Below are 26,015 nucleotides of genomic sequence, written 5' to 3' on the forward strand. Positions count from 1 at the left end.
TCGTGACTCCTCATTCACTTTCTTAAAATGACTCCCTGAAAATGAGTGGGTCCATCTCCATCTTCATCCATTGGGATTTTATGAAACGCTTCGAGCTTGAACTCCCTTGTTAGAATGGATTTAAGAATATCGTCATCATAAAAAGAAAAAAAGCGTTTAGGCTCATGAAAGTCTCCTTGCCAAATGCCTTCGTGGTTGATGCCGCCATAAACACCTAAATAAAAGAGCCCATCTTTTTTTAGAACTCTACGAAGACCTGTTAGAATCTCGGGAAGATTCTTTTTGGGAACATGAAGCAGACAATTCAACGCCCAAACGGCATCAAAAGATCCTGCTGGAAACTGTAAGTCATCAAAGCTCATAACGTCTGCTTTCAATCCTTTTTCACGACAGCGCTGCACCATTTCTTCAGATAAATCTGTTGCGTGAACGTCGACTCCTTTTTGTGAAAAGAAAAGACTGTCTTTCCCAGGCCCGGATCCGATTTCGAGCATGGTATGTTTTTGCTCATCCCTCAATCTTTGCAGGAAAGCTTCCCGCTCATGAGTTTTCCAATCTTGTGTCTGGGTTTGATTGCGCTGTTTCGATTGCCGGTCATACGCGTCAGAGAGGTTCTTTTTTAAATCTTGTGGAATCAATGGCTCTGCTCCTTTCTTTGGTAAGTAATCGCCAGCATGCCGTCAGGGTAGGCATTTGTTTCTGTAAGCTGCAGCTCTTCTTCGTGGTCATTTTTTTGAAAAAGTGGAATGCCTTTACCGATCAATGTTGGTTGAATGAAAATCTGGTATTCATCAATCAATCCAGCGGAGATGAAATAATGAATCAGGTTTGCTCCTCCGACGACCCATATGGTTTTATTCTGTTCATTCTTCAGCATGTTCACGAGAGGCAGGGTCTGTTCAGGCTGGAGGTATGTTGCGTATTCGTCATGGCCTTCGCGTGAGTTACTGACCACATACACATCCTTCATTTTGTAGGGGAATTCTTCAGCTAATTCAAAGATGTGATCATATGTTTTTCTCCCCAAAAAGACGGTATCGATGGTATGGAAAAATTCTTCATACCCATAGTCTTCTTCTGGATCATCCCGCAGCCAGTCAATGCTGCCATCCTCTCTTGCGATATAACCATCGGTACTTTGAGCAATGAATAAAATGACTTTACCCATATGAATACCTCCGTTCTTTTTGTCTTGTAATTCCAAGCCACTTCATCATATAATAAACGTAACCAAAAAAGAAGGGACTGACGTTTAAAGCAATGAAGTACTAATCCTGTTGCTAAACGAGTATGAGAATAAGAAACAACACTCGTTCCAGATACAGGATTGGTCTGTCCTTTTTTAAAAAGGATTCTATTGCTTTAACATCACCCTACATATATGTCGTGGTGTACCTGAAAGCGATGGCAGGCTCAAACCTCTCTGGAACGATTCAGGGAGGTTTATTTATGTTGAACATGCGAGCAATTAATATACAGTATCAAATCGGGAGCCGGAACATTCTTGATATTAAAGAACTGAGGATTCATGAAGGGGACCGGATCGGTTTAGTAGGCAGAAACGGAGAAGGGAAAAGTCTCTTGTTGCAATACTTGTTAGGGAAACTCGACATAGTGCCGCAAGTGGAATGGCACACTTCTTATGGATGGCTGCAACAGATGAATGAAGAAGAATGGAAAACTTCCACAATGAGTGGTGGAGAAAAAACGCTCGCCCGTCTGGAGCAAGTGCTTGAAAAGGGCCACCCATTGCTTTTTCTTGATGAACCAACCAACAACTTGGATTGGGAGCACATCGAAGACTTAGAAGAAAATTTGCGCCATCATGAAGGCGCTTATGTCGTTGTTTCTCATGATCGGAAGTTACTCAATCGCTGCTGCAATAAAATATGGGAACTCGAGCAAGGAAAGATAACGGAATACCATGGTGATTATGATTTTTATGAAGCGCAAAAGGACCTGGAACAAAAACAGAAGTACGAAAAGCACGAACAGTATGTGAAAGAAAAAAACAGAATCGAAGAACGAATCCGCCAGAAGCAGTCCCAATCAAAAGGAATGCGAAAACCTCCAAAGAGAATGGGGAATTCCGAGTGGCAGCTGGGTAAAAACAAAGCGGCTGCCCATCAAAAGAAGGTGGAACGCGTCAGTAAAACACTAGAACACAGGTTGGACCGTCTTGAGAAAGCAGATAAACCGATGGAATGGGATCAAGTGAAAATGGAGTTCAACCAATTGAATCCTTCAAGTAAAAAAGTGTTGGGGAAGGCGGGGGAGACTGAGGTACAAGTGGGCTCAAGGTTTCTTTTTTCCAGTCCTGAGTTGTCATTGAGAAATGGATCGAAGACAGCCTTCATCGGTGGAAATGGCACAGGGAAATCCACCTTTATTCGATACCTTTTAAAAAACACCGACTGGCTTTCTTCTGGAGTAAAGGTGGGATATTTTCATCAGACCCTGGAAGACCTGCCTTTAGAAAAGAAAGTGTACGACTATGCAAGTGAAGGGAGTTCACTATCTGAAACTACAATCCGTATCATCCTTGCACGCCTCAGGTTTTTTGCAGATGATATGAACAAAATCATAGGACAATTAAGTGGAGGAGAACGGGTGAAGCTGTCTTTGGCGAAGTTGATTGCCAGCGGGTCTACGTTCCTCGTGCTGGATGAACCAACGAACCACCTGGACCTTGAAGCTATTCAAGCTTTAGAACGGTTGATTTGTGATTTTCCAGGGACGATTCTTTTTGTTACCCATGATCGTACATTCATCGAGAGAACAGCGGATCAATTATGGATGATTGAAGATTCAAGGTTAAAAACATTTGATGGCACATGGAAACAATGGGAAGAATATGTGGAGAATCCCCCCGTCGCGGACGAGGAAGCCTACGATCAGATGGCATTAGAAACAAGGTTGACGGAACTTATCAGTCGGCTGAGCATGCCAGGGCCGAACGATGATATTGCCGAGTTGGAGTCTGAGTATCAACAAACCTTGTCTCAATTAAAGAAACTGAAAAAGGATTAAAAAAAAGCGACCGGCTGCGGTCGCTTTTTTTATGATAAGAGAGATCTCGCTGCGTGAAGAAACACTTCTCACGACAAGCTACCGAGACGTCTCAACTTTCTTTGCCTCTTTGTTATTTCTCAAGAACATGTAAAGAGAAGCGCCGAAGATTGTGAAGTAACCGAGAATGCTGAAGATATCGGGTACTTGGTCAAATAAGATAATACTGATGAGTGCCGAGTAGACGACAGTGGAATAGAAGAAGATCGAGATCTCACGTGCCGGTGCGAATTTATAGGCGATCGTCAAACCGAACTGTCCTAACGTCGCAAATGCACCAGCGGATAGTAGGTATACCCATTGTTTCAAGCTCATCGGTTCATAGAAAGCAATGGTGAAAGGGAGCAGGGTGACCGTCGTGAAAAACGAGAAGTAGAAAACGATGGTGTAAAATTTCTCCTTATCTCCTAAAACACGCAGTAAAGTATAAGCGCCCGCCGCAAAAACAGCTGAAAAAATTCCCGCGAGGTAAGGGATGAACTCGACGGAAAACGCCGGTTTAATGATGAACAGTGTGCCGATAAAAGCGACGATAATAGCGATGATTTGATACAAACGTGCTTTCTCTTTCAAAAAGATAGCCGAAAAAATAATTAACAAAAAAGGACTGAGTTTGTTGAGCATATCCGCGTCTGACAGCACGAGGTTATCAATGGCATAGAAAAACAACACCATCCCGATCGTACCAAGTGCTGAACGAGAGAGCAGCAGCTTCTGGTTTTCCTTTTTTCCAAATAATCGTTCTTTGTTGTACATGACAAAACCAAAGGCGATAATGGCTGATACGAGGTTGCGGAATAAGGTCTTTTGAACAGTCGGAACGTCTCCAGACAGCTTGACTAGTGCCGCCATCATAGAGAAGCCGAAGGCAGATATAAGTAAAAGTATGATTCCTTTATTTCGATTGCTCATGATGGTTCCTCCAGTTGTACTTAGGTTGTGCAAAAAAAACACCTTTACCATCCTAATACAAAAAACCCTCGAAAGAAAGCCAGATGCACTTCTTCCACAAAAGCTCCCGATTGTGGAAGACTCGGTTTCGAGATAACCGGGGTTCGTTTGCCTTATAGGGAGTCGGGGTGCTTGGGAAGCAGCTCGTCCAGCTCCATCGCCCAGACACTCGCGTCATAAGCAGAACAGCAAAGGAATGAAAAAACACATTCCGTTGCTGTTCTGCTTATGCCAGTCGTGTCTACCAGGGCGATTCCGCATTTGAACACTTTCCTGTGGGTGAGCGCCGAGCTTCCTCGGGCGGGCTGCCGCACTAAGGGATCTCGCCTATCTCCTTCTCCCACGGGAGTCTCGCAGCTTCCCAACCATCCCATTCGATTTAGGAGAGAATCGAACCCCTATACCCAGATGTGGCTTTTTCCACTCCCACTCAGAAGCAGACATAAAGCGCTCTATATCAAGTTTTTACACTCGGAGTGACACGGAGAGAATTGTATATTATCCACTTCACTTGAACATACAAGCAGAGTTTCTGAGAACTGGTTTCGAGAACCTGATATGGTAAAGGGGCGGAGGGGAATGGGGAGACTCCTGCGGAAAAAATGTGCTTGGTGAGCCCCCACAGGACGCAGTTCGAGGAGGCTCACCGCACTCCCGCGGAAAGCGACTCATTCCCCGCAGCCCCATCCACTCAATAAACATCTCGAAATCAAGTCTTCAAGAATCCTGCTATATAGCGGAGTAAAGTGGATTGTCTATACATGGTCTTGAAAAGTGCGATATACTTGGAGTAGTCAAGGAGAAGGAAAGGGCGATAGATGTTGATATGTTCTCATCCTATTTTTGAGAGAACGCGTGTCATAGAAAATAATCAGCAGCTTTATATAGAAAAAGAAAACACGCTTAAGCTGTTTGAAACGAGGGTCGTGTCACCAAAGGAAACTTTTCCTCTTCATGCTATTCATGATGTTTCATATCGAAAGTCTTCGGATATGTATGGAATGCTGTATTTGCATACACACAAAGGTGTACGCGCTTATATGGTGAAAGAAGACCCTGATCCTTGGATGAAAAAGTTAAAAGCATGTCTTTTAAGAAACTGATATCAATTAGAAGGATATAGGACGTGATGGAGTGGAAGTGATTGAAGAGAATGACCGTATTTATCTTCGGGAAGTCTTACTTGAAGACTGGTCAGCTTTTCACCCTTATTCATCGAACGAAGAGACGGTAAAACACCAGCCGTGGGGGCCGAACACAGAGGAAGATAGTCTCTTTTTCGTCCGTCAAGTGATTATTGATCGTAAACAAAGACATAGAAGCCGCTATGTTTTTACAATTGTAGAAAAAGAAATGGACCAAGTGGTTGGTAATATTGAGATGAACATCAGAGACTGGGATGGTGTCGGTGAAATCGGGTTTATCATTCATCATGATTATTGGGGAAGAGGCCTGGCCACAGAATCCGTTCAATTAATGATCAACTATTGTTTTGAGCATTGTGAACTTCAGCGAATAGTGGCTACATCAAATCCGGAGAATATCGGATCAATCAAGGTGCTAGAAAAGGTCGGGATGATTAAAGAAGGAACGCTTCGGAAGGATTTGCTTGTCAAAGGGAAATGGCAGGATTCTTGTGTCTACAGCATGCTGAGGGAAGAATGGATAGAAAAAAGCGCAAGGCTATAGCCTTGCGCTTTTTTTATGAAGCATTCAGTTTGTCATTGACTGTAAGACGTTGAACAAGCTGAGAGCTGTCCTTATTCAATCCGACAATCTCGACATCTACATCACGGTCTTCATATTTCGTTATAAGTTTATCAATCGCAGCAACAGCTGAGTCATCCCAAACATGGGCATGAGTAAAATCAATGACGACATGAGGGACTTGAACATCATAGTCGAAATGCTTAATCAAGCTGTCTGTGGAAGCAAAGAAGACTTGACCACTGACATGGTAAACCATTTTTTCTGCATTCTGGTCGAATACTTCCTCAACTTTTACTTTTGAAATCTTAGCAACGAAGAAGATAGCACTTAAAATGACACCAGCAATGACGCCTTTAGACAGGTCATGAGTTTGTACAACCGTACCAACGGTTACTAGCATGACGATACTGTCTGTAACCGGAGTCTTTTTGAAGCGTGTCAATGAGCTCCAATCAAACGTTCCAATCGATACCATAATCATAACCCCGACAAGGACCGCCATAGGAATTTGAACAAGTAGATCGTTGAATACAATAATCAACAACATCATAAATATTCCTGCTACGAGTGTCGATAATCGTCCACGACCACCAGAGGAGACGTTAATAACGGATTGACCGATCATGGCACAACCAGCCATTCCACCGAAGAAACCGGAAACCACATTGGCCATTCCCTGTCCTCTGGCTTCTTTATTTTTATCACTCACTGTATCTGTCATATCATCTACAATCTGGGCAGTTAATAATGATTCAAGTAACCCTACAAAGGCAAGAGCTAGTGATATAGGGAAAATAATTTGTAGCGTTTCAAACGTCAATGGAATATCTGGTAGTAGGAAAATAGGTAACGTACTGGATAGTTCCCCCATATCCCCTACTGTTTTCAATCCAGCTCCTGTGGTGATGGCGATGATTGTCATTACGACAATAGCCACTAATGGTGATGGAACGGATTTAGTGAACCTTGGCAGGATATAAATAATAGCTAATGAACCTACCACCATCGCATACATAGCTAGTCCTGCCCCTTCAAAATGGACAAGTTGTGATGAGAAAATAAGAATGGCTAAGGCATTGACAAATCCAATCATGACAGACCTAGGAATAAACTTCATAAGCTGACCAATTTTTAATGCACCCAAAGTGAACTGTAAGATACCCGTCAAAATCGTAGCAGCAAGTAAATACTCCAAACCGTGGTCCTTGACTAAAGTGACCATAAGGACAGCCATAGCTCCGGTGGCGGCAGAAATCATACCAGGACGACCACCCAGAAAAGCAATGACGAAAGCGATACAGAAGGAAGCGTACAACCCTACCATGGGGTCGACTCCAGCGATGATAGAGAAAGCGATCGCTTCAGGGATGAGCGCCATAGCGACAACCATGCCTGAAAGCACATCGTTTTTTACGTTTCCAAACCATTGTTGTTTAATTGTTTCTGTGTTCAATTTCGCACCTCTTTCTATTATTTTTGTATTGTATTGTCCGTGACAATACGAAAATCCGGCAAGAACGATCAGATTATATCACCTATAGGGGATATTACATAACCCCATGTAAGCGCATAAATAAATATTTCACTCCTTTTTTCTCTTTTTTTCGCCTTCATAGACCCTAACTATACAAAATTAATTTTATTCAGTGTTATTTAATAGGAGTTTTATTACCTTTATCATGAATGAAAATGGTAAAATGGAAAAAATAGAAGATTATCGATTGGGGGAATTCAGATGTATCAAAAAATATTAGTAGCAGCAGATGGATCCGAACACTCAATCCGTACAGCTGAACGCGCGGCTGAACTTGTCAACTTACAAGAGGATGGAGAAATTACAATCGTTTATGTGATCGATGGTGAGCAGTCGAAGTCAGATGTCCTATCCGAAGGTGATCAAGGCATGGTTGAACAGCGTCGACAGCAGAGATTGAAACCAATCGAAGAAATCCTTCAGGAGAAAAATGCTTCTTATCAAATAAATATACAACATGGTGAACCAGGTCCAACGATCGTTAAATATGCGAATGAAAATAACTTTGACCTTGTAGTAATTGGAAGTAGAGGTTTGAATACACTGCAGGAAATGGTATTAGGTAGTGTAAGTCATAAAGTGGCGAAGAGAGCGAAATGTCCAGTTATGATTGTGAAATGATGGTAATTGTAGTCTAGAAGGGAGATGTATATCCAATGAGTGAGCAAGGCTGTATTAAATGTGGAAGTACAGATGCAGGAAAAAAGGATGTATCTATGACAGGTTCAGGTCTATCAAAAATGATGGATGTACAAAACAACAAATTCACCGTCGTATATTGCAAAAACTGCGGATACTCAGAGTTTTACAATCAAAATGCTTCCAAAGCAGGTAACATTCTCGACTTTTTCTTTGGAGGCTAACCCTAAATGAATTACGGTGGAATATTTAAAAGCTCTGAGTTTTTCACTCAGAGCTTTTTTAATGTTCAAAGGATCTTATAGTATTTTTGCTGGACCATACGATTCAAGAAATATTGTGTAATGGCAGTGATGATCAGCAACACAAGGATCAGTACACTACTCACCGTCCATATCCCTTCCAAGCCACTATTCCACAAAATAAGAATGACGACTCCGAAGACTGCAGCTTCCAGTGCGAGAGGGACGATTCCAATAAATCTTCCTTTAAATACTTCACGCTCATCCGTCCAATTAAGCTTAGGAGTATACAAGTCAATGATGAGCCCTGCAATGCTAGCAATCCAGCCTGTAATAAGAGAAATCACAAACCAGAGGAACCATATGATAAAAGGTACTTTAAGGACGATTAGAGCGGCCAAGCTTAAAAGAAGTATGGATAGAAAGTTCATGAAGAAGGACACAAGCAGCTTGCTAAGGATGACCTTTGAGGCCGGAATCGGCAAGTATAAATGATTGAACCAGCTCTTCCCATCTCTGGAAACAGAGGAAAAGGAGGCGGGGTTGATTCCTAGTGCGACAACTGTGAGCCCGAACATCCCGAGGATGACTTTTTTTCCTTCAATTACATTGAGCTGCGTGCCCCACCCCGTAAGAGGTCCGTTGGGGTCCAGCATCATGATAATAATCAAGAATACAGGAAAGAAAAGGCTTTGTACGACAATTTGTGTGAAGAAAGTCGGTGTTCGAAAGATGATGCGTATCTCTTTTTTCCATAAGCTCATTAGTATGGACTGCTGCTTCACATGTTTCTGAACTTTCTCTTCGTCGAATTCGCTGCGCTTTCCTCCAGATAACCCCAGTACTCCTTTGAAGTAGAACCTCTGTCCGACTGTGAGGAATAACAGGATTGCCCCTAGAGATAAAGCGACAAACAGCAGGAAATAAAAAAGGCCAGTCCAGGATCCTATATCAGTCAGTGCGATACTGCTGAAATAAGCAGTCGGGAAGAACTTCGTTACAAGTTCAAGAAGAGCGTTTTGCTGTGTTAACATTTCGGCTGCGTTGCCTGTTCCAGAATCCAACCTTACCAGTACATTGATTCCGATGGCAAAGACAAATCCAAGGAGCCCGACGAGGACTTTCGTACGATCTTTATTTTTAGATATGTTAGCAAATCGCATAATGAACATTAATACGATGGCAGTTAAAACGAAAGGAATGATCGGCGTCAAAGCCCATACGATAAACCCCAAAAGGTAATAAAGGACTCCAGACCCACTATGTATGCCATAAAATACGAGAGAAGGGAGCAGCAAGATCGTATTCAAACCGTATAACGATAGAAATGGAACCGCAGACTTCCCGAACAAGATTTGATACGGTTGAAAAGGTAAAGAAATAAAGGACTCCACATCTTCGGCGAAGTAAAAAGAACTGAGTACAGTCCCTATACTTGTGAAACAGAAAATAAAAGTCATCATCACAAACAATAACCCGAGAATGACTCCTTCGTTGCCTATTGGTTCAAGGGCGGCATACATGTTACCAATGATACCTTGGATGAAAAACAATATAAGCAGACCGAAAGGGATCATCATTAAACCAATCATGATATATCCGAATTTTTCCATACTGCTTTTGTTAGCCATGGACAACTGCATTTTGACCATGACTCGCATTAATTTCCACGCTTTACTCATTTTGCGTCAGCTCCAGGAACAATTGCTCCAGATTATCATCATCTTTAAATTGCTGTCTCATCTCAGCCATATTTCCCTTGAATTGCACATGCCCATTGTTAATGATAGCGACTTCATCACACAGCTGTTCCACTACTTCTAATACGTGAGTGGAAAAGAAGACGATTTTCCCTCTTCTGGCATGGTCGCGCATCATCTCCTTTAATGTGTAGGAAGATTTCGGATCCAGCCCCGTTAACGGTTCATCTAGAATCCATACATCCGGATCATGAAGCAGTACACCACTGACAACAATTTTTTGTCTCATTCCATGGGAGTAGGTTTGAATATGATCATTCAAAGCCTCATAAATGCCAAAGCTTTTTGTTAAGTATTCGATCTTTTCTTTCCGGATATCCTTAGGGACTTCGAACACATCAGCAATGAAATTTAAATATTCGATTCCTTTTAACCTGAGAAAAATGTCTGAACGATCCGGGACATACCCAAATTGATGTTTTGCCTTCATCGGTTCTTTCGCGACATCGATGCCATTCATAATGATCGAACCTTCATCAATGGGCAAAATCCCTGTCATCATCTTGATGGTTGTTGATTTTCCAGCCCCATTCGGGCCGAGAAAGCCGAAGATTTTACCATCTGGTACAGAAAGATCAAGGTCTTTGACCGCGTGCTTTCCTGCGAAGCTTTTAGAGATACGATTAATTTCTATCATATTTTCACCCTTTACCTAAATTGCTTTCCTCTTTTCTATACGAAAGAGAAGGGAACAATGTTTCAATTTTCCAACGCTCAGTTGGTTATTATATTCCTCTGGTTATTGAAGTATATGGCAGGATTGTGGAAGACTTGAATTTGAGACTTTTCGGGGTTCGTTTGCTGGGATGAGCGTTAGGGGTGGCTGGGAAGCAACTCGTCTAGCTCCATCGCCCAGACACTCGCGTCATAAGCAGAACAGCAAAGGAATGAAAAGGACATTCCGTTGCTGTTCTGCTTATGCCAGTCGTGTCTCCCAGGGCGATTGCGCATTTGAATACTTTCCTGTGCGGGAGCGCCGAGCTTCCTCGGACTACGTCCTGCGGGATCTCGCCTATCTCCTTCTCCCACGGGAGTCTCGCAGCTTCCCAACCACTCCATTCGATGCATACGTGAAACGAACCCCTTTCCCGAGGGTGAATGTCTTTCACATTTCCTGATTTTAGTTATAAATCGCTCTATAGCAAGCTTTTTTATCCTGGATAGCGGTTATGGGAATTCATATAGCTCTATTTTCCTTATGAGTAAAAACATCTTATGCCGGAAGTGGTTTCGAGACACTTATACGGTAAAGGGGCGGAGGGGAATGGGGAGGATCCTGCGGGAAAAAAGTGCTTGGTGAGACCCAGCAGGACGGAGTCCGAGGAGGCTCACCGCGCTCCCCCGGAAAGCGAGCCATTCCCCGCAGCCCCCATCCACTCAACAAAAGTCTCGAAAGTGATTCTTCCACAAACGGGAACTTATGTGAAATTGACATTATAATTGTAGAATTAGTTATAAGAAGAGGACCATATGATCTTCGTCTAAATAGCGATTTGGTAATTTGATGGCTTTTTCCTCTGTACCGTACGTGTGGAAGCCGAGCTTTTTATACAACTCTTGGGCCGGATGGTTATCTGTGACCACGCTCAAGTGAAGAACTTCTAGCTCGATAGCACGTGCAAATTGAATCAACTCTTTAATTAAGAGTTCTGCGCCACCTTTTCGTCTATGATCTTTGGTTATGTACATGGCTAGGATGGACGCTTTGTGGGAAAACTTTGGGTGGGATTCTTTCACTAAAGTGACGACACCTGCAAGCGTCTCCTCAACAAAAAGCCCGAACGTGCGGGAGGTTTCACTTTCCAGCCTTTGGGCTATCGTGTTGATTGGATCAGGCCTTTGTTTTTCCTGTTCATATGTAGTGATAAATGCATCGGGATTGGTTAGTAGCGCTTCTAGTCTTAAATGATAATATTCTTTAGCATCCGCTTGATTCAATTCGCGTACTTGCATAATAAATGACCTCCTTTGGTTGTTCCTAGACTAGCGAAAAACTATGGTAAAGTAAAGAGAGAACGTACTTATTGACTGAGGTGATCTCATGACTGAAAAGGAAAAGATGATGGCAGGCGAATTATATAAATCCTGGGACGAAGAGTTGACGATGGAACGGTCCCGCGCTAAACAACTGACTTATCAATTGAACCAGACGAAAGATACAGAGGACCATTATCGTAAGCAGCTGATTCATGATCTTTTTGGTACGATTGAAGGGGAGATAGGGCTCGAACCTCCATTTTATTGTGATTATGGTTACAATATTCATGTAGGTGACGGTTTTTTTGCTAATTACAATTGTGTATTTCTGGATGTCTGTGAGATCCGTATCGGAAAAAGAGTGCTGATCGGTCCGAATGTCCAATTGTACACGGCCACACATCCAATGGATCGAGAGACAAGGGCGAGTGGATTGGAGTCAGGCAGACCGATTACTATTGGTGATGATGTATGGATCGGAGGAAGTGTTGTCATCAACCCGGGAGTGACCATTGGAGAGAACGTCGTGGTTGGCGCAGGGGCAGTGGTTACGAAGGATGTTTCACCTAATGTGTTTGTAGCTGGAAACCCTGCAAAGGAAATTCGAAAGGTAGATTGAATTCGTAAGGGTAGTCGCTCCTCCAATTTTTCGTTATCATACTAGAGGATACATGCATACGTAATAGAAAAAGAGAGGATTGAGCAAATGATCAAACGTAAGAGTCAAAGAGAAATTGAAAAGATGCATGAAGCAGGAAAGCTTCTTGCGAGTGTTCATAAACAATTACGCACGTTCATTAAGCCAGGCGTAACTACGATGGAAATTGAAAATTTCGTTGAAAAGTACTTAGCTGAACGTGGGGCCACTGGGGAACAGAAAGGCTACCAGGGATATGAATTCACTACATGTGCTTCCATCAATGATGAAATTTGTCACGGTTTCCCACGTACAGAAAAACTGGAGGAAGGCGACATCGTTACTATTGATATGGTTGTTAACTTGAATGGCTTCTTGGCTGATTCAGCCTGGACACATGCCGTAGGAGAGGTTAGTGAAGAAGCTAAAAAGTTAATGGATGTCACGAAAACTTCGCTTTATAAAGGGATTGAGCAAGCCGTTCCTGGGAACCGCATCGGTGATATCGGTCATGCCATTCAATCTTATGCAGAAGGGGAAGGCTATTCCGTAGTCCGTGATTTCACAGGACACGGTATTGGCGATTCCATTCATGAAGATCCTTATATTCCTCACTTTGGTGCCGCTGGAAAAGGAGCTCGCTTGAAAGAGGGCATGGTCATAACGATTGAACCGATGATAAACATTGGTGCATGGGGCAGCCAGATGGATGAAAACAACTGGACAGCACGTACTGTTGACGGTTCGCTTTCTGCCCAGTATGAGCACACCGTTGCCATTACAAAAGAAGGTCCGTTCATTCTTACCGAGCAGGACGAAGAATAAGCAAAAAAAGGAAGGCTCAGCCACTGAGCCTTCCTTTTTTTGTTGAAGAAAATGGCAGTCTTCTTGAAGACTCAGTTTCGAGACTTTTATTGAGTGGATGGGGGCTATGGGGAATAGCTCGCTTTCCGCGGGAGCGCGGTGAGCCTCCTCGGAGTGCGTCCTGTGGGGTCTCACCATGCACTTTTTTCCCGCAGGAGACTCGCCATTCCCCTCCGCCCCTTTACCATGGGAGTGTCTCGAAACCACTTCTCGGAAACTCTGCTAGTATGCTCAAGCGAAGTGAAATATATAATACTCTCCTCCGTGTGAATCCGAATGCGAAAGCTTGATATAGAGCGATTTACGCCTAGTTCTAAGTGGGGGTGGGAGAATCCCCATTGTGGTAAAGGGGTCCGTTTCTCACATGCATCGAATGGGGTTGGTGGATTTGGGTAATAAAAAAACTCCCCTATGAAAGGGGAGTTTTTTATACGTTCTTATTTTTGAACGTTAGCTGCTTGTGGTCCACGCTGACCTTCTTCAATTTCGAAACTTACAACTTGTCCTTCTTCAAGAGACTTGAAACCTTCTTCTTGAATAGCAGAGAAGTGTACGAAGACGTCGTCTTGACCTTCTACCTCGATAAATCCAAAACCTTTTTCTGCGTTAAACCATTTTACTGTACCTTCAACCATGTACGTTACCTCCTGCGTGGAAAAAATCCACATTGTATTACTATTCTTGCTCTTTTCAAGTTCCATCAAGACGACATCTTACGAAACATCTTCTCTTGCATGAATCTGATCGAACAACGAATAATTAACCTTAGTATAACAGATGGACCAAAAGAATGAAAGCCCTGTGAGGAAAAAGTTTTCCCAACTACTGGGAATGTTCACTCCTGGGGCTGAGTGAGATAAGCTTGATTCATCAAGGAGAATAGGGACCGCTCTACAATGGCATCCACCTCAGTATTCTGAATACGGGCAAGGTCATAAAGTGGGCGGCCTTGTTCTAATAAATGTTCGACAATCAGATAGCCTGTGTAATTGGCTTCTTTTTCAAAACCAGAAGCGCCTGTGCCTTTTGTAAACGAATAAAGGGCTTCATAATCGGTGCGATGGAGGTGCGGTTGGATGTTCATCATCACACGGTTCGGTTCACGACTGCATTTTTCCTGCTCCCAGCACAATGGGAAGTCGATCATTCCACTCTCTTCGAGAACTTCTTCGGTTGTGTGGGCCGCCATCCCTTCCTGGAAAATCAACTGCCCTAATGTTCGTGTATGACTTGGAGCAAGTCCTGATTGGCTGCAGTGGACGACACGAGTCAATTCTTGAATTAATCGTGTCCGGCTGGATGTTAGTTCGACAGGAAAGCAAAGGGTATAATGCTGGTTCTTTTCCATTATGAATGGATCTGTTTCAAAAGTTCCAACAAAAAACATGACGGTCATTCTTACGGGCGACGTACAGTGGAGAATTTGTTTAATGGATTCTACATAACCATTCACTTCTAAGGGGCCAATATCGAAATATTGAATTTTGTCATAGACTTGTTCGTATCTATTCCATGCGTATTCAATCATTTCTTTTGCTAGCTGCCCTTGTTGATAGCCGGGAGGGGTGTAGGGAAAAGCGTATTGATCAGTCCATAACTCATAGCGTTTGTGCAGCGGTGTTTGGGAGGCTTGGTCATAAAACGTAAGGAAACGATCCAACATTTGTTTGCATTTGACATCATCCATGATGATCCCTCCGAATGTTTAAGTATTAGTTAAAAACTCCAGGCGTTTCTTCCAAACGGTGTGAGCATCTTTACCTATCCAAATCAAATGACTATCAGAGTCGACTTCAAAAATTTCGCAATCAGGTACGGAAGACTTCAACAATAGAGCGTTTGTGTAAGGTACACTGCGATCTTTCTGTGAATACATGCCAAGAACAGGCACCTGGAGGCCGTTTATATCCGGGGTTTCGTGATCAAGATCTGTGATAAACCCTTTTCCGGATTGGGAAGTCGCCAGCATATCCACAATGAAACGGCGGTCGTTAGGGGTAAGGTTGTCCAAGTAATCTTCAACATTCTCTGTTGTTAAATCAGCAAGCAATTGTTTCAACACCAAATCAGGGAAGAATTTAAGCATGGTTCGGAGACTACTCCAAACGAATTTCTCTGCTGGTCCGAAAAGAAGCGCGGCTCTTTTTTTTACATCACCTTCCCATGAAGTGAGGAGTGCCGCTTCAAGCAGCAAACGGGCCACACGGTCTGGGTGATGAACAGCTAGAGCGATCCCTGTAGGTCCAGCCGCCGAGATTGAGATGACATTCACTTTTTCAAGTTGGAGATGGTCGAGTACTTCGACGATTGTATCAGCAAAATCCTCAGGAGTGCGACCTGTGGAAAGCTCGGTGTAATCGTAGCCGGGGCGAGAAATCGTGAGTAATGAAAATCCTTCATAAATCAGGCTGCTGTGAGATAAATCTGTATCTCTAGTGGAGTGTCCACCTTTCAATAACAAAACAGGAGGGCCGGACCCTTTATATGTAAACTCTACTATTCCTTTGGATGTATCGAGGAGTGTCGTCGTCAATGGGTTCATCCCTTTCTTTCTTCGTTTTTCCATACATTCAATATAAGCTATAATGGAAGAAAATGAAACATCAGACGATTCTGAAAAAGGGGTTGAAAAATGAGAATTGTGTCGATTTGTCCTAGCAATACTGAAATTGTCGCTAATCTTGGGCAGACCCACCTGTTGGTTGGTGTCGATAATTATTCTGATTATCCTGAAGAAGTGGAACATCTTCCGAAGCTTGGTCCTGACTTATCCATTGATATCGAAAGGGTCGCTTCCTTGAAGCCGGACCTTGTTTTAGCATCTTTATCTGTTCCTGGAATGGAAAAGAACATTGAAGGGTTGGACGAATACGACCTGCCCTATATCATATTGAATCCGAACACGTTATATGAGATTTCTGAAGATATTCGTCGTGTAGGAAAGGCGATTGGAGTGGAAGAGAAAAGCCACCAGCATGCGGATGATTTTCTGAGAGAAATCGATGAATTCAAACATCGTTCCAAGCAGATGGAGAAAAAGCCTTCTTTGTACTGGGAATGGTGGCCGAAACCGGTATTTACACCAGGGAAGTTGAACTGGCTGAATGAAATCAGCGAACTTTCTGGTGGGGTTAACCTCTTCCGTGACCAAGAGGTCGCCAGCTTTCAAACGGATTGGGAGGAAGTGAAAAAACGCGATCCTGATCATATATGTATGGTGTGGGTAGGGGTGAAGGAAGAAAAAATGAATCCTGATCTTATTAAGAAGAGACCGGGGTGGTCTGAACTCAAAGCTGTGAAGCACAATCATATTCATGTCCTGGAAGAATCACTTTTTTGCCGACCAAGTCCGCGTTTACTGGAAGGTCTTAGAAAAATATCTGCTATTGTCAAACACAAAAACAGCAAGTGAGGATATCACTTGCTGTTTAGTGAAGCTTCCCTTTATGTTTCGGGACAGCCAATTCTTTAAAATTCGTGGCGAGTTCGTTCAATTGTTTGGAAAGAATTTCTCCTTCCATCGGCAGACCGTGGCCTGTGACGGCTACCACCGGCTGAAGAGAGGCTAGTTCTTTAACGGACTTTTCTGCTTCCTCCCAGTTATGAGTAAAGTATGCCGGGGGGCCATGCACGTGCTGGTGTTGAATAAACACAGCCATACTTGACTCCTGCTTCACTGTAATGAATGCATCTCCGGCAATGAGAGTTTTGTCCTTATCACGAAATAGAGCGATATGCCCCGGTGTATGTCCGGGGGTGTGAATGAAGCGCCAATCTTCAAGAAAAGGGATGGTCCCATCGTTTGGAAGCGGATGGATGTATTTACTCAAATCGGCCTGGTGAGTAGGGAAGAAAGGCGATAAAAGCGAAAATAACCCACCCCCGACGGTTGCATCACCAACAGGATAATCTCGTTTCCCTGTAACATAATCCATCTCCATCGGATGAATATATATAGGGACTTTCCATTCATCTGCCAATTGCTTTGCTGAACCGACATGATCGAAATGACCATGTGTCAGAATAATGGCTTTCGGCTTTGCACGCCCGTATCTCTTCTCCGCGGCTTCCATGATCCGTTTACTATAATGGCCGATTCCACAATCAATGAGCACCCAGTCATCGGCTCCTTCCTTACCAATAAAGACAACATTGACAATTAACGTGCGGTAAAAGGCGATATCATCCAACACCTGTTCAGCTTCTGCATGCCCCATATGATATTCTTCGTTCGACTGATCCTCATGTTCCATTTGGTCCATGCCCATCACCTCGATCTCCCATTGTTTTTATTTAGTGTAAGTCAGAGAAGGGGAATTATTCACCGTCCTATTGTTTGTTCAGGAGTGAGCCGTAATGTCATGATAGTGCCAGTCATTATTTGAGAAGGGAACAAAAAAAGACCGCCTCTTAAATAAAGAGACGGTTCTTCATCTGTTAATTCGCTTTATCGAGTGGTTGAATCTTTGCTTGCTTTGGGGTGAGTGTTTTCCCTGTCAATCCAAATAGAATCGTGAGCAATGGGCTCAATAGGCAGAAGAAAGCAAAGGGCAGGTACTCGAGAACGGGTACACCGAGCACACCGGATAAGAAGACACCACAAACACTCCAAGGGACAAGTGGATTGATAACGGTTCCGGCGTCTTCAAGTGTTCTGGACAAGTTCTTCCTTGCAAGTCCCGCTTTTTCATAAATGTCCTGGTAAGCTTCTCCCGTGAGCAAGATGGACAAATATTGTTCCCCGATGGCAATGTTGATTCCAATCGCTGTAAACGCGGTAGACAGCGTAGCGGAGCGAGCTGATTTTAGTGATTCCTGTACGCGGGTCAAAATAGAAGGAATGATCCCAGTAACAAAGAACAGTCCTCCAAGAGCAAGGGCGAGAATAACTAGGGATACGGTGAAGAGCATGCCGTTCATTCCACCGCGGGTCAACAGGTCGTTGACGATATCATTCCCGGAATTTCCTTGGAAGCCGTCAAACCATGTCCCGAAAAGGGCGCCCCATTCCATGACACCGCGTAAACCGGCGATCAATGTGGCGACAATACTGCTGATGGCAAGAGATAGGAAAGCCGGGCGTTTGGTCACAGTCATGATTACAAGTAAAGCTAATGGAATCCAGGAGCTCCAGTGCATCAAGCCTGTTTCCCTAAGACCGGCTTGGAACGTGTTCAATTGCTCCACATCCGGTCTTCCGTCTGGAGAAAGAATCATGAACAGGATAAAGGTAATCACAAAAGCAGGAATCGTTGTCCATGCCATGTTTTTTATGTGATCAAACAAATCGACTTTAACAACCGTTGAAGCCAGGTTGGTCGTATCGGATAGGGGGGACATTTTGTCACCAAAGAATGCTCCGGATACGATGGCCCCTGCAGTCATGGCTAAGGATATATCCATCGATTGAGCAACCCCGATGAGCGCTACCCCAACCGTCGCTGCTGTTGTGAATGAGCTGCCTAAGGCAACACCGACGATGGCTGTTACAGCAAAAACAATCGCTAAAAACCATGGGCCTCCAGCTAGAAGAAAGCCTGCATTCATTAAGACAGGAATGGTTCCGCTGGCCATCCAGCTCGCAATTAGGACCCCAATGACAAAAAATAGAAGGACAGCTCCCATTCCTGTCTGTGCTCCTTGAGTCATCCCGTACTGCAGATCTTTGAAGCTCATTTTTTTCAAAGACCCATAGGCGATCATAATGAGGATTCCGATCAGAATCGGGATGTGTGGAACGGTTTGAACGTCAATTATAAAATAGCTGATGATTCCAATGGTTACGAGTAATAGTAATGTCGATTCAATGATGCCTGGTAGCTTTTTTGGCTGCAGGTGAAGCATATGAATTCCCCCTCAAGTTTTATTATTCTTTACTCCCAAGGCCGTGTTTATAAAAATAAAAGCCCCGCCCCTGAAAAACAGGGACGAAGCTTTCACTCCGCGGTACCACCCTTGTTGGTAAATTTCTTTACCCACTCTGTTGGTGTATCACTTGGTCTGGAATTCTGTAATTCGATGGGAGGATGCCCAAGTTCACACCAACCACTTGGTCTCTGTCTGCTGCTCTCGAACCATCTACTTCGGAACTCATGATACGATCTATTCTTTTTTACTTAAACGCTTTTAAGCAGTGAAGTGATGTGAGTTCATCATAGAATATTTTTTATAGGATGTCAACGAATTTTTTTACAAGACGATGCTTCAAATTGTTTCTTCTGTTGTGTATAATAGTGGAAATTTGGATGGACAGGGGGAGGAAGGATGGAAACACAAGCCATTCACACAACGGCTTCTTCTACTCGCTTACATATGATCAAAAGAGGGATGATTGCGGGTTTTCCGATCATGCTGGGCTATTTACCAATCGCTTTAACTTATGGTGTCTTAGCGAGTCGGACAGGAATGACGAATCTTGAGCTAACATTAATGAGCGTGCTTGTGTTCGCTGGCGCTGCTCAATTTCTAGCAGTAGGGATGGTAGCGACGGGGACAGGAATGATTGAAATTATTATTGCAACATTTGTTCTGAATTTCAGGCATTTCGTCATGAGTCTATCTTTCGTCAACCGTTTGAAAGGGGTGGCCCTAAGAGCAAAACTTCCTCTTACCTTTGGTTTGACGGATGAAACTTTCACGATGTCGGCTCTGTATAAGGACGAAGCAAAAGAGAAATATGGCAGCTTATTTTATGCTTCTTTAATCTTGACCGCTTATTTATCGTGGGTGGGAGGATCCTATCTTGGTGGTGTTTTAGGTGATGTCATGCCAGCGAGGTTAAGTGACAGTATGGGCGTTGCCTTATACGCCATGTTCATTGGACTTTTGATCCCTTCCGTGAAAAAGGATTTCAAAATCGCTGGCATCGCTGTACTCGCAATGTTGATCAATTTTATTTGTCAGTATTGGGGAATGAGTCAAGGCTGGGCCATCGTTATGGGTACCGTACTTGCAGGCTTCAGCGGAATTTGGCTTCTTGAAGATGAGGAGGTGACAGAATGATCATTTGGATGGTTATCGGTATGGCAGTCGTTACAGCTGTTCCGAGGTTTTTACCGGCGTTGATCGTAGGTTTTGTCACTTTCCCGAAATGGGTAGACCGGTGGCTCAATGCCATTCCATATGCTGCACTCGGAGCGTTGATTTTTCCAGGAATCATGTCAGTAAAGCCCGATGCACCCCAAATCGGTGTCATCGCTGGTTTGGTAGGAATTTTCCTTGCATGGTTGAATGTCCATATTATCTTCGTTGTATTTGGGGCTATTGCCTCTGTATTCTTGATGACATTATAATCACAACTGCCCAGAAGGTGCATATCTTATAGGGATACTTCCGAGAAAGGAATTGATCGTTATGCACCGACAATTTGGGTTTCCTTTCGGGCAGATTTTCGGATTTCCTAATCAGGGAGGCCAATTCGGCCCGGGCCAACCACCTCCTGGACCTCCACCAGGTGGACCACCTTTTGGAGGCGGGCAAGGGCAGCCACCATTTGGTGGAGGACCTGGTGGGCCAGGCGGTCCTGGAATCCAGCTTCCTCCACCACCGGATCAGCCGCCTAGTTCACAAGGGGCTTCTCTATTTGCTGTTGATCCAGGGTCATTATATGGCTGCCTCTATCGATACACATGGATCACGCTTGTTAACGGCCGCTCGTTCTGGTTTTATCCGACATTCATTGGCCGCACTTCTGTAGCTGGTTACCGTTGGCAGCGTCGCCGTCGTCAGTGGGTTTATACAGGCTTTGATACACGACAAATTTCTAGTTTCCAATGTAGATAAACCTCAAATAAAAGGTGATGTCACTCTTGGCATCATCTTTTTGTTACAATAAGAATTAATTAGAGGAAGAAGGGACGATCTCCATATGCCTGAAGTTAGAGCTGCCCGCTTTGAGGATGCTGAAACGATTGCGGAAATTCATGTGAAGAGTTGGAAATCAACATATAAAGATTTGATTGATGAAAGGGATTTAAGCAATACGACGGTTGAGCACCGTATTGCGCTTTGGGAAACGGTGCTTAGAACTCCTGTGAATGGTCAGATTGCCTATGTTATTGAAAATGATCATGGTGAAGTTGTCGGCTTTGTTTCTGGTGGAAAAGAGCGGACAAAGAATTATGGATTTGACGGAGAAATTTATGCCATATACTTGCTGGATGAGTATCAGGGAAAAGGGTATGGGAAAGAAATGCTCCGGGTATTCTCAAATGGGATGCTTGAAGCGGGGTACCAATCCCTTCTTGTATGGGTGCTGACCAATAATCCTTCCAGCCATTTTTACATAAAATATGGAGCAGACCCAGTTGAGGCTGAGAGGGTCACGATCGGACAAGGAACTTATGAAGAGACGGCTTATGGTTGGAGTGAGTTAAAGAGCTTAACTGATCGTCTAGCATAAACCAGACCATATTCGTCAAAAAAGCCTGCCGTCATGGCAGGCTTTTTACGTCTCTTCTTTTTCTTCGTAGGGTTCGATATGGATATGGGCGTAACCGATGTTTTTTTCTTTTTCTAATCGCTCTTCCACTTCATCGGTAATGGTATGCCCTTCTTGCACAGTAATATCAGGATTGACGTGAATGGTGGCTTCGACAAGCGTCTTATTTCCCTGCATCCGTGCCTTGACATCTTTCACAGCCCAAACGTCAGGATGATCGGATATGCTCTCACGGATGTGTTCAATTCCTTCTTCATCATAACCATCCGTAAGGCTGTGGGTGGCATCGACAAAAATATCCCAAGCCGTTTTACAAATGATGAGGCCAACAATCAAACCAGCAAGAGGATCCAACCAGAACACCCCGAACTGAGAACCGAAGATACCGATGCTTGCACCGACACTTACTAAAGCATCTGATCGATTATCTTGAGCAGCGGCATATAAGGCATTACTATCCACTTTTTTTGATAAATTTAAATTGTAGCGATACACACCATACATGATTAAGGCAGCTGCTAAAGCCGTCCAAGCCGTAAGCATGGAAGGTTCACTTGCTTTTTGCTGGATAATATCCTGAACCGTACCGATAATCACTTCAATGCCGACAGTCATCATAATGAAGGCCGCAATGAGAGAAGCGATCGTCTCAGCGCGGAAATGTCCATAGTGATGATCTTCATCCGGTGGTTTCCTTGAAATCTTAAGCCCGATCAAGACAGCCACGGATGCAATGACATCGGTCGTATTGTTTAACCCATCCGCACGGAGCGCTTCAGAGTTTCCTGCGGAGGCAATGATTAATTTTGTAGTAGCAAGAACAAGGTATGCAATAATACTAACCCAGGCCCCTCGTTCCCCTTTTTTTAATTTTGCATATTCATTCATGGACTTTTACCTCCAGATCGGTCAATTAAAGGCTTGATATAGCTTATCAAATAGAAGTTCAGTGGGTCTAGAGAAAAAAAGCTTTCCATGTTCATGTTAATTGCCTTCGCGCAAAACAGGCTCTATTTGAACTATTATATAGAATTTGTAAAGGTTTTATAAAATATCTCGAAACTAAGAGTCTCGAGTTTGAATTTTAATTTGTGCGGGTATATACTATTTGTGAATCCTGATCGTATCTTAGGAAACAATAAACAGGCATTCTTGGATTCCAATAGTATGTAAAAGGAGAGATTTTAGTGGCAAACGTAAAATTAGCGATCATTTATTACAGTTCTACAGGTACGAACTACCAAATGGCGCAATGGGCGGAAGATGCAGCTAAACAAGAAGGGGCAGATGTGAAACTGGTACGCGTCCCTGAGTTAGCTCCTATGGAAGCAATTGAACAGAATCCTGCATGGAAAGAGCATTACTTAGCTACAAAAGACGTTGTACCAGAAGCGAAAATCGACGACCTTGATTGGGCGGACGCTGTGATTTTCAGTGTGCCTACCCGCTTTGGTAACGTTCCTGGGCAAGTGAAACAATTTATGGATCAGGCGGGCGGACTATGGTTCCAAGGAAAACTTGTGAACAAGGTTGTCAGTGCGATGACATCTGCTCAAAACGTGCACGGTGGCCAAGAAGCAACGCTGTTGAACTTTTACACTACGATGTTCCACTGGGGCGCCATCATTGCAGCGCCAGGGTACACAGATGATGCGGTATTTGCTTCAGGAGGCAACCCTTACGGTACGAGTGTGAGCGTAGATGGAGAAGGAAATATGAAAGAAGAAGTTGAAGGCGGCGTACGTCACCAAGTGAAACGTACAATAGATGTAGCAAGTAAATTCATCAATTAATATAGAGGGAAGAGTATGAAGCTTTTTGAGTTTCATACTCTTTTTTTACTTTATAAAGGAAGTTTGGGGAATGAGGGCCCATTTGTGAGTTTTATGGAAAAAGGTTGATCATCGCTTTTCTTTCTTCTAAATGTGACAAGGAGAGGTGAGCGAATCCTATTTTTTTCGAGAAATAGAGATGTTCATAGAATTCTCTTAGGGATTTAGTAACTATTTTGTGACAGTAAATCATGATGAATCCCTCTAGCAATAGGTTTGAAAGGTTTAAATTTTTCAAATTTGGGAATCATAATACTAAATATTCAGAAAACTTGTTGCGAAATTCTATTAAATCCTGCATAATGAAAAAAAGCATGAAGGGGGTAGTCTCATGAGAAAGCAAAAGATTGATTATGTTATCCGTCGCCACCCCGAGTACAAAGGGAAAGAGATTACGGCAAAGAGAGAGTTGTCCTTTGGAATACAGTTAGCCTCACGTCTGCTTTTAGATCAACTAAGTTATCAGTTTAATAAAGAACGTCTGGATAAGGAAATTAACCAGGCCATTGATAACGATGACCGCGATGAATTTGAACGTTTAAGTTTTCAATATCAACCCTTTACATGGGAATAAGATAGAACCGTTGCTGATGCAGCGGTTTTTTTGTGAAGTTTTAGGTCATGAATGAAAGAGGAACATTGGAATTCTTTCCTATGACTAAATAGAACTCGTCAAGGAACTTTTTGCAACAAATCAAAGAGTAAATGAGCGGAGTTTTAGGAAAACAGCTTTATGAAAGGGATCAGATATACAACATCTTCCTGTGAATGTTATAGTAAGGGTAACATCATAGACTAGGAAGGTAATACAATTGAAAAAAGTATGGATTCTAACAATGTTATGTATCAGCTTGACCGCTTGTTCTCTCGCCTCATCTGGGAACGAACAAGAGTCGGAAGAAGATGTTCCTGCTTCTTCCCAAAAAGAATCGGAACAAAACGATGCAGATAAGGAAGGACAATCCTCTTCACCTGAAGAAACAGAGCAGACACCTGCTGACGAAGAAAAAGATACAGCGTCTGAGAAAACAGAAAAAGATAAAGTCTTGGATGATGGAACGGTCGAAGTAGGTGAACCTGAGAGTTTGCAGGTGGTTGTCAACAAGAGAAGGAAACTGCCGGAGGATTATACTCCCGAAGATTTGACTGTCCCGAATGTGCCTTTTTATTTCACAGAAGACCACCCGAAAAAACAGTTGAGAAAAGAAGCAGCGCGTGCTTTAGAAAAGCTTTTTGACGCTGCTGAACAGGATGGAATTGACTTAGTAGCCGCTTCCGGCTATCGTTCCTATGATCGTCAAAAAAGGATTTACGAAAGAAATGTAGAAGTTTATGGCAAAGAAGAAACAGATACATTCTCAGCACAACCTGGTACGAGTGAACACCAGACAGGACTTGCCATGGATGTCACCTCTGCTCAGGTGGCATTCAAACTGGAGCAGTCCTTTGGTGAAACCAACGAGGGAGAATGGCTGGCCGACCATGCTCATGAACACGGGTTTATTATCCGTTATAGAGAGGGTGCCAAAGAGATCACCGGTTACATGTATGAACCTTGGCATTTGAGGTATGTAGGGAAAGACATCTCTACAGATGTTCATGAACAGGCCGTAACGTTAGAGGAGTTTTTTGGCCTTTACCCTTCGGATGAATGATAGAAAGCCATTTCTCAAGAGAGAAATGGCTTTTTTAATAACAGATTCCAACGCGGTGATATAAAAATGCATTATTGTGTAATTCCTGATAGGCGAATAATGCCGTGTCTGCCACGGTAATCTTTTTGCCGTCTTCCGGGAGCAAATCACGTTCGGATCGGATATTGCCGTATCTTTCTCCATCAGGCAGGTAAGTCGGACAGATGATAGTCCAATCCAGCTTACTTTCCTGTAGAGCTTCATATACTTTAACGTGTTCTTCAGCTGCAAATGTCTTTTTTCGTTTGGATTCATTGCTCTGGTAGCGGTATTTTTCTTTTTCGAACCTGCTGTTGAGGATGCCTGCCGTTCCGATTGTGACGATTCGCTTGATTTCTTCTTCCTTCATCGCTTTTATTATCAAAGGTACACTCTTTGTTAGGGTGTCCGTCTTATCTGTGTTCAAGGCACTTATAACCGCATCACAGTTGGCAATCGTCTTTTTTACGTCTTCTTCATTTTTCGCATCGCCAATAACGAACTCCGCTCCAGGAATAATTTCCATCGCCCGTTTTTCATCACGAACGAGTGCTTTTACTTCCACCTCATCATCTAGAGCTAATCGTACGATTTCAGATCCTACTCTTCCTGTTCCACCGAATAATGCAAGTTTCATTAAATCACCTCAAAGATTTGTAAAGTTTACTTATGACTACGTAAAAATGT

Annotated in this window: 28 protein-coding genes; 14 read left to right on the forward strand and 14 right to left on the reverse strand. The window is 43.3% G+C overall.

Annotated features, from left to right (window positions below):
- Positions 1-14: 14 nt before the first annotated feature.
- Both BLS23_RS13645 and BLS23_RS13650 read right to left on the reverse strand, forming a co-directional pair.
- Positions 15-638 (reverse strand): class I SAM-dependent methyltransferase, encoded by a 624-nt coding sequence (locus BLS23_RS13645; RefSeq protein ID WP_244157212.1) that lies wholly within the window; start codon positions 636-638, stop codon positions 15-17.
- Positions 635-1,168 (reverse strand): dihydrofolate reductase family protein, encoded by a 534-nt coding sequence (locus BLS23_RS13650; RefSeq protein WP_089653171.1) that lies wholly within the window; start codon positions 1,166-1,168, stop codon positions 635-637. The genes BLS23_RS13645 and BLS23_RS13650 overlap by 4 nt, the downstream gene beginning before the upstream one ends.
- A gap of 281 nt (positions 1,169-1,449) precedes the next feature.
- Here BLS23_RS13650 and abc-f point away from each other — a divergent pair, with 281 nt between their 5' ends.
- The gene (abc-f, locus tag BLS23_RS13655; RefSeq protein WP_167356089.1) at positions 1,450-3,030 is read left to right on the forward strand and encodes a ribosomal protection-like ABC-F family protein; all 1,581 of its coding nucleotides are present in this window, start codon (positions 1,450-1,452) and stop codon (positions 3,028-3,030) included.
- A gap of 78 nt (positions 3,031-3,108) precedes the next feature.
- Here abc-f and BLS23_RS13660 read toward each other — a convergent pair whose 3' ends face one another.
- Positions 3,109-3,981: a DMT family transporter gene (locus BLS23_RS13660; RefSeq protein WP_089653175.1), complete on the reverse strand. Its 873-nt coding sequence runs from the start codon at positions 3,979-3,981 to the stop codon at positions 3,109-3,111.
- A 1,173-nt stretch (positions 3,982-5,154) separates the two neighbouring features.
- Here BLS23_RS13660 and BLS23_RS13670 point away from each other — a divergent pair.
- Positions 5,155-5,709, forward strand: a complete 555-nt coding sequence (locus BLS23_RS13670; protein ID WP_208599185.1) for a GNAT family N-acetyltransferase — start codon at positions 5,155-5,157, stop codon at positions 5,707-5,709.
- A 13-nt stretch (positions 5,710-5,722) separates the two neighbouring features.
- Here BLS23_RS13670 and BLS23_RS13675 read toward each other — a convergent pair whose 3' ends face one another.
- The gene (locus BLS23_RS13675; RefSeq protein WP_089653179.1) at positions 5,723-7,183 is read right to left on the reverse strand and encodes a SulP family inorganic anion transporter; all 1,461 of its coding nucleotides are present in this window, start codon (positions 7,181-7,183) and stop codon (positions 5,723-5,725) included.
- A 282-nt stretch (positions 7,184-7,465) separates the two neighbouring features.
- On the opposite strand from BLS23_RS13675, the gene BLS23_RS13680 reads away from it, so the two are divergent.
- Together BLS23_RS13680 and BLS23_RS13685 are read left to right on the forward strand one after the other, a co-directional pair.
- Positions 7,466-7,885 (forward strand): universal stress protein, encoded by a 420-nt coding sequence (locus BLS23_RS13680; RefSeq protein WP_089653181.1) that lies wholly within the window; start codon positions 7,466-7,468, stop codon positions 7,883-7,885.
- Positions 7,886-7,920: 35 nt separating this feature from the next.
- Entirely contained in the window at positions 7,921-8,127 is a 207-nt protein-coding gene (locus BLS23_RS13685; protein WP_089653183.1) for a zinc ribbon domain-containing protein, read from the forward strand.
- A gap of 65 nt (positions 8,128-8,192) precedes the next feature.
- Here BLS23_RS13685 and BLS23_RS13690 read toward each other — a convergent pair whose 3' ends face one another.
- The 3 genes from BLS23_RS13690 to BLS23_RS13705 all read right to left on the reverse strand — a co-directional run bounded on the left by BLS23_RS13690 (position 8,193) and on the right by BLS23_RS13705 (position 11,858).
- Positions 8,193-9,827 carry a putative ABC transporter permease subunit gene (locus tag BLS23_RS13690; protein ID WP_089653185.1) on the reverse strand — a complete coding sequence of 545 codons (1,635 nt, stop codon included), beginning with the start codon at positions 9,825-9,827 and terminating at the stop codon, positions 8,193-8,195.
- Positions 9,820-10,542 (reverse strand): ABC transporter ATP-binding protein, encoded by a 723-nt coding sequence (locus tag BLS23_RS13695; protein ID WP_089653187.1) that lies wholly within the window; start codon positions 10,540-10,542, stop codon positions 9,820-9,822. The genes BLS23_RS13690 and BLS23_RS13695 overlap by 8 nt, the downstream gene beginning before the upstream one ends.
- Positions 10,543-11,357: 815 nt before the next feature.
- Complete coding sequence (locus BLS23_RS13705; protein ID WP_089653191.1) at positions 11,358-11,858, reverse strand: GNAT family N-acetyltransferase; 501 nt, start codon at positions 11,856-11,858, stop codon at positions 11,358-11,360.
- 88 nt (positions 11,859-11,946) lie between these two features.
- On the opposite strand from BLS23_RS13705, the gene BLS23_RS13710 reads away from it, so the two are divergent.
- Together BLS23_RS13710 and map are read left to right on the forward strand one after the other, a co-directional pair.
- Positions 11,947-12,501, forward strand: a complete 555-nt coding sequence (locus tag BLS23_RS13710; RefSeq protein ID WP_089653193.1) for a sugar O-acetyltransferase — start codon at positions 11,947-11,949, stop codon at positions 12,499-12,501.
- Between the two features lie 87 nt (positions 12,502-12,588).
- Positions 12,589-13,344, forward strand: coding sequence for a type I methionyl aminopeptidase (gene map / locus BLS23_RS13715; protein ID WP_089653194.1), 756 nt, complete (start codon positions 12,589-12,591; stop codon positions 13,342-13,344).
- A gap of 476 nt (positions 13,345-13,820) precedes the next feature.
- Here map and BLS23_RS13720 read toward each other — a convergent pair whose 3' ends face one another.
- From BLS23_RS13720 to BLS23_RS13730, 3 genes are all read right to left on the reverse strand, one after another.
- Positions 13,821-14,018: a cold-shock protein gene (locus tag BLS23_RS13720; RefSeq protein WP_089653196.1), complete on the reverse strand. Its 198-nt coding sequence runs from the start codon at positions 14,016-14,018 to the stop codon at positions 13,821-13,823.
- Between the two features lie 200 nt (positions 14,019-14,218).
- Positions 14,219-15,070: a hypothetical protein gene (locus BLS23_RS13725; RefSeq protein WP_089653197.1), complete on the reverse strand. Its 852-nt coding sequence runs from the start codon at positions 15,068-15,070 to the stop codon at positions 14,219-14,221.
- Positions 15,071-15,088: 18 nt separating this feature from the next.
- Positions 15,089-15,925: an alpha/beta fold hydrolase gene (locus BLS23_RS13730; protein WP_244157213.1), complete on the reverse strand. Its 837-nt coding sequence runs from the start codon at positions 15,923-15,925 to the stop codon at positions 15,089-15,091.
- 90 nt (positions 15,926-16,015) lie between these two features.
- Between BLS23_RS13730 and BLS23_RS13735 the strand changes: the two genes are divergently transcribed.
- The gene (locus BLS23_RS13735) at positions 16,016-16,795 is read left to right on the forward strand and encodes a cobalamin-binding protein (RefSeq protein ID WP_089653198.1); all 780 of its coding nucleotides are present in this window, start codon (positions 16,016-16,018) and stop codon (positions 16,793-16,795) included.
- A 16-nt stretch (positions 16,796-16,811) separates the two neighbouring features.
- On the opposite strand, the gene BLS23_RS13740 is transcribed toward BLS23_RS13735, so the two are convergent.
- Together BLS23_RS13740 and nhaC are read right to left on the reverse strand one after the other, a co-directional pair.
- Positions 16,812-17,645 (reverse strand): MBL fold metallo-hydrolase, encoded by an 834-nt coding sequence (locus tag BLS23_RS13740; protein WP_089653262.1) that lies wholly within the window; start codon positions 17,643-17,645, stop codon positions 16,812-16,814.
- 175 nt (positions 17,646-17,820) lie between these two features.
- Positions 17,821-19,227, reverse strand: a complete 1,407-nt coding sequence (gene nhaC, locus BLS23_RS13745; RefSeq protein WP_089653199.1) for a Na+/H+ antiporter NhaC — start codon at positions 19,225-19,227, stop codon at positions 17,821-17,823.
- A 420-nt stretch (positions 19,228-19,647) separates the two neighbouring features.
- Here nhaC and BLS23_RS13750 point away from each other — a divergent pair, with 420 nt between their 5' ends.
- The 4 genes from BLS23_RS13750 (at position 19,648) to BLS23_RS13765 (ending at position 21,784) form a co-directional block, all read left to right on the forward strand.
- Complete coding sequence (locus tag BLS23_RS13750; protein WP_089653200.1) at positions 19,648-20,385, forward strand: AzlC family ABC transporter permease; 738 nt, start codon at positions 19,648-19,650, stop codon at positions 20,383-20,385.
- On the forward strand, positions 20,382-20,675 hold the full coding sequence (locus BLS23_RS13755) for an AzlD domain-containing protein (RefSeq protein ID WP_089653201.1): 294 nt from the start codon (positions 20,382-20,384) through the stop codon (positions 20,673-20,675). Before BLS23_RS13750 ends, BLS23_RS13755 begins: the two co-directional genes overlap by 4 nt.
- A gap of 61 nt (positions 20,676-20,736) precedes the next feature.
- Positions 20,737-21,165, forward strand: a complete 429-nt coding sequence (locus BLS23_RS21790) for a hypothetical protein (RefSeq protein WP_089653202.1) — start codon at positions 20,737-20,739, stop codon at positions 21,163-21,165.
- A gap of 85 nt (positions 21,166-21,250) precedes the next feature.
- Positions 21,251-21,784, forward strand: a complete 534-nt coding sequence (locus BLS23_RS13765) for a GNAT family N-acetyltransferase (protein WP_089653203.1) — start codon at positions 21,251-21,253, stop codon at positions 21,782-21,784.
- A 45-nt stretch (positions 21,785-21,829) separates the two neighbouring features.
- Here BLS23_RS13765 and BLS23_RS13770 read toward each other — a convergent pair whose 3' ends face one another.
- Complete coding sequence (locus BLS23_RS13770) at positions 21,830-22,711, reverse strand: cation diffusion facilitator family transporter (protein ID WP_089653205.1); 882 nt, start codon at positions 22,709-22,711, stop codon at positions 21,830-21,832.
- Between the two features lie 299 nt (positions 22,712-23,010).
- Here BLS23_RS13770 and wrbA point away from each other — a divergent pair, with 299 nt between their 5' ends.
- The 3 genes from wrbA to BLS23_RS13785 all read left to right on the forward strand — a co-directional run bounded on the left by wrbA (position 23,011) and on the right by BLS23_RS13785 (position 25,310).
- Complete coding sequence (gene wrbA, locus BLS23_RS13775; protein WP_089653207.1) at positions 23,011-23,616, forward strand: NAD(P)H:quinone oxidoreductase; 606 nt, start codon at positions 23,011-23,013, stop codon at positions 23,614-23,616.
- Positions 23,617-23,986: 370 nt separating this feature from the next.
- A complete protein-coding gene (locus BLS23_RS13780) occupies positions 23,987-24,229 on the forward strand; it encodes an IDEAL domain-containing protein (RefSeq protein WP_089653208.1) in 243 nt (80 codons plus the stop codon).
- Between the two features lie 238 nt (positions 24,230-24,467).
- The gene (locus BLS23_RS13785; protein ID WP_244157215.1) at positions 24,468-25,310 is read left to right on the forward strand and encodes a M15 family metallopeptidase; all 843 of its coding nucleotides are present in this window, start codon (positions 24,468-24,470) and stop codon (positions 25,308-25,310) included.
- A gap of 34 nt (positions 25,311-25,344) precedes the next feature.
- Here the strand turns inward: BLS23_RS13785 and BLS23_RS13790 are convergent, their stop codons facing one another.
- On the reverse strand, positions 25,345-25,965 hold the full coding sequence (locus BLS23_RS13790) for an NAD(P)-dependent oxidoreductase (protein WP_089653210.1): 621 nt from the start codon (positions 25,963-25,965) through the stop codon (positions 25,345-25,347).
- Positions 25,966-26,015 lie beyond the last annotated feature (50 nt).

Origin of the sequence: Halobacillus aidingensis, assembly GCF_900104185.1 — a bacterium.
In the GTDB taxonomy this organism is placed as follows: Bacteria; Bacillota; Bacilli; order Bacillales; family Halobacillaceae; genus Halobacillus; species Halobacillus aidingensis.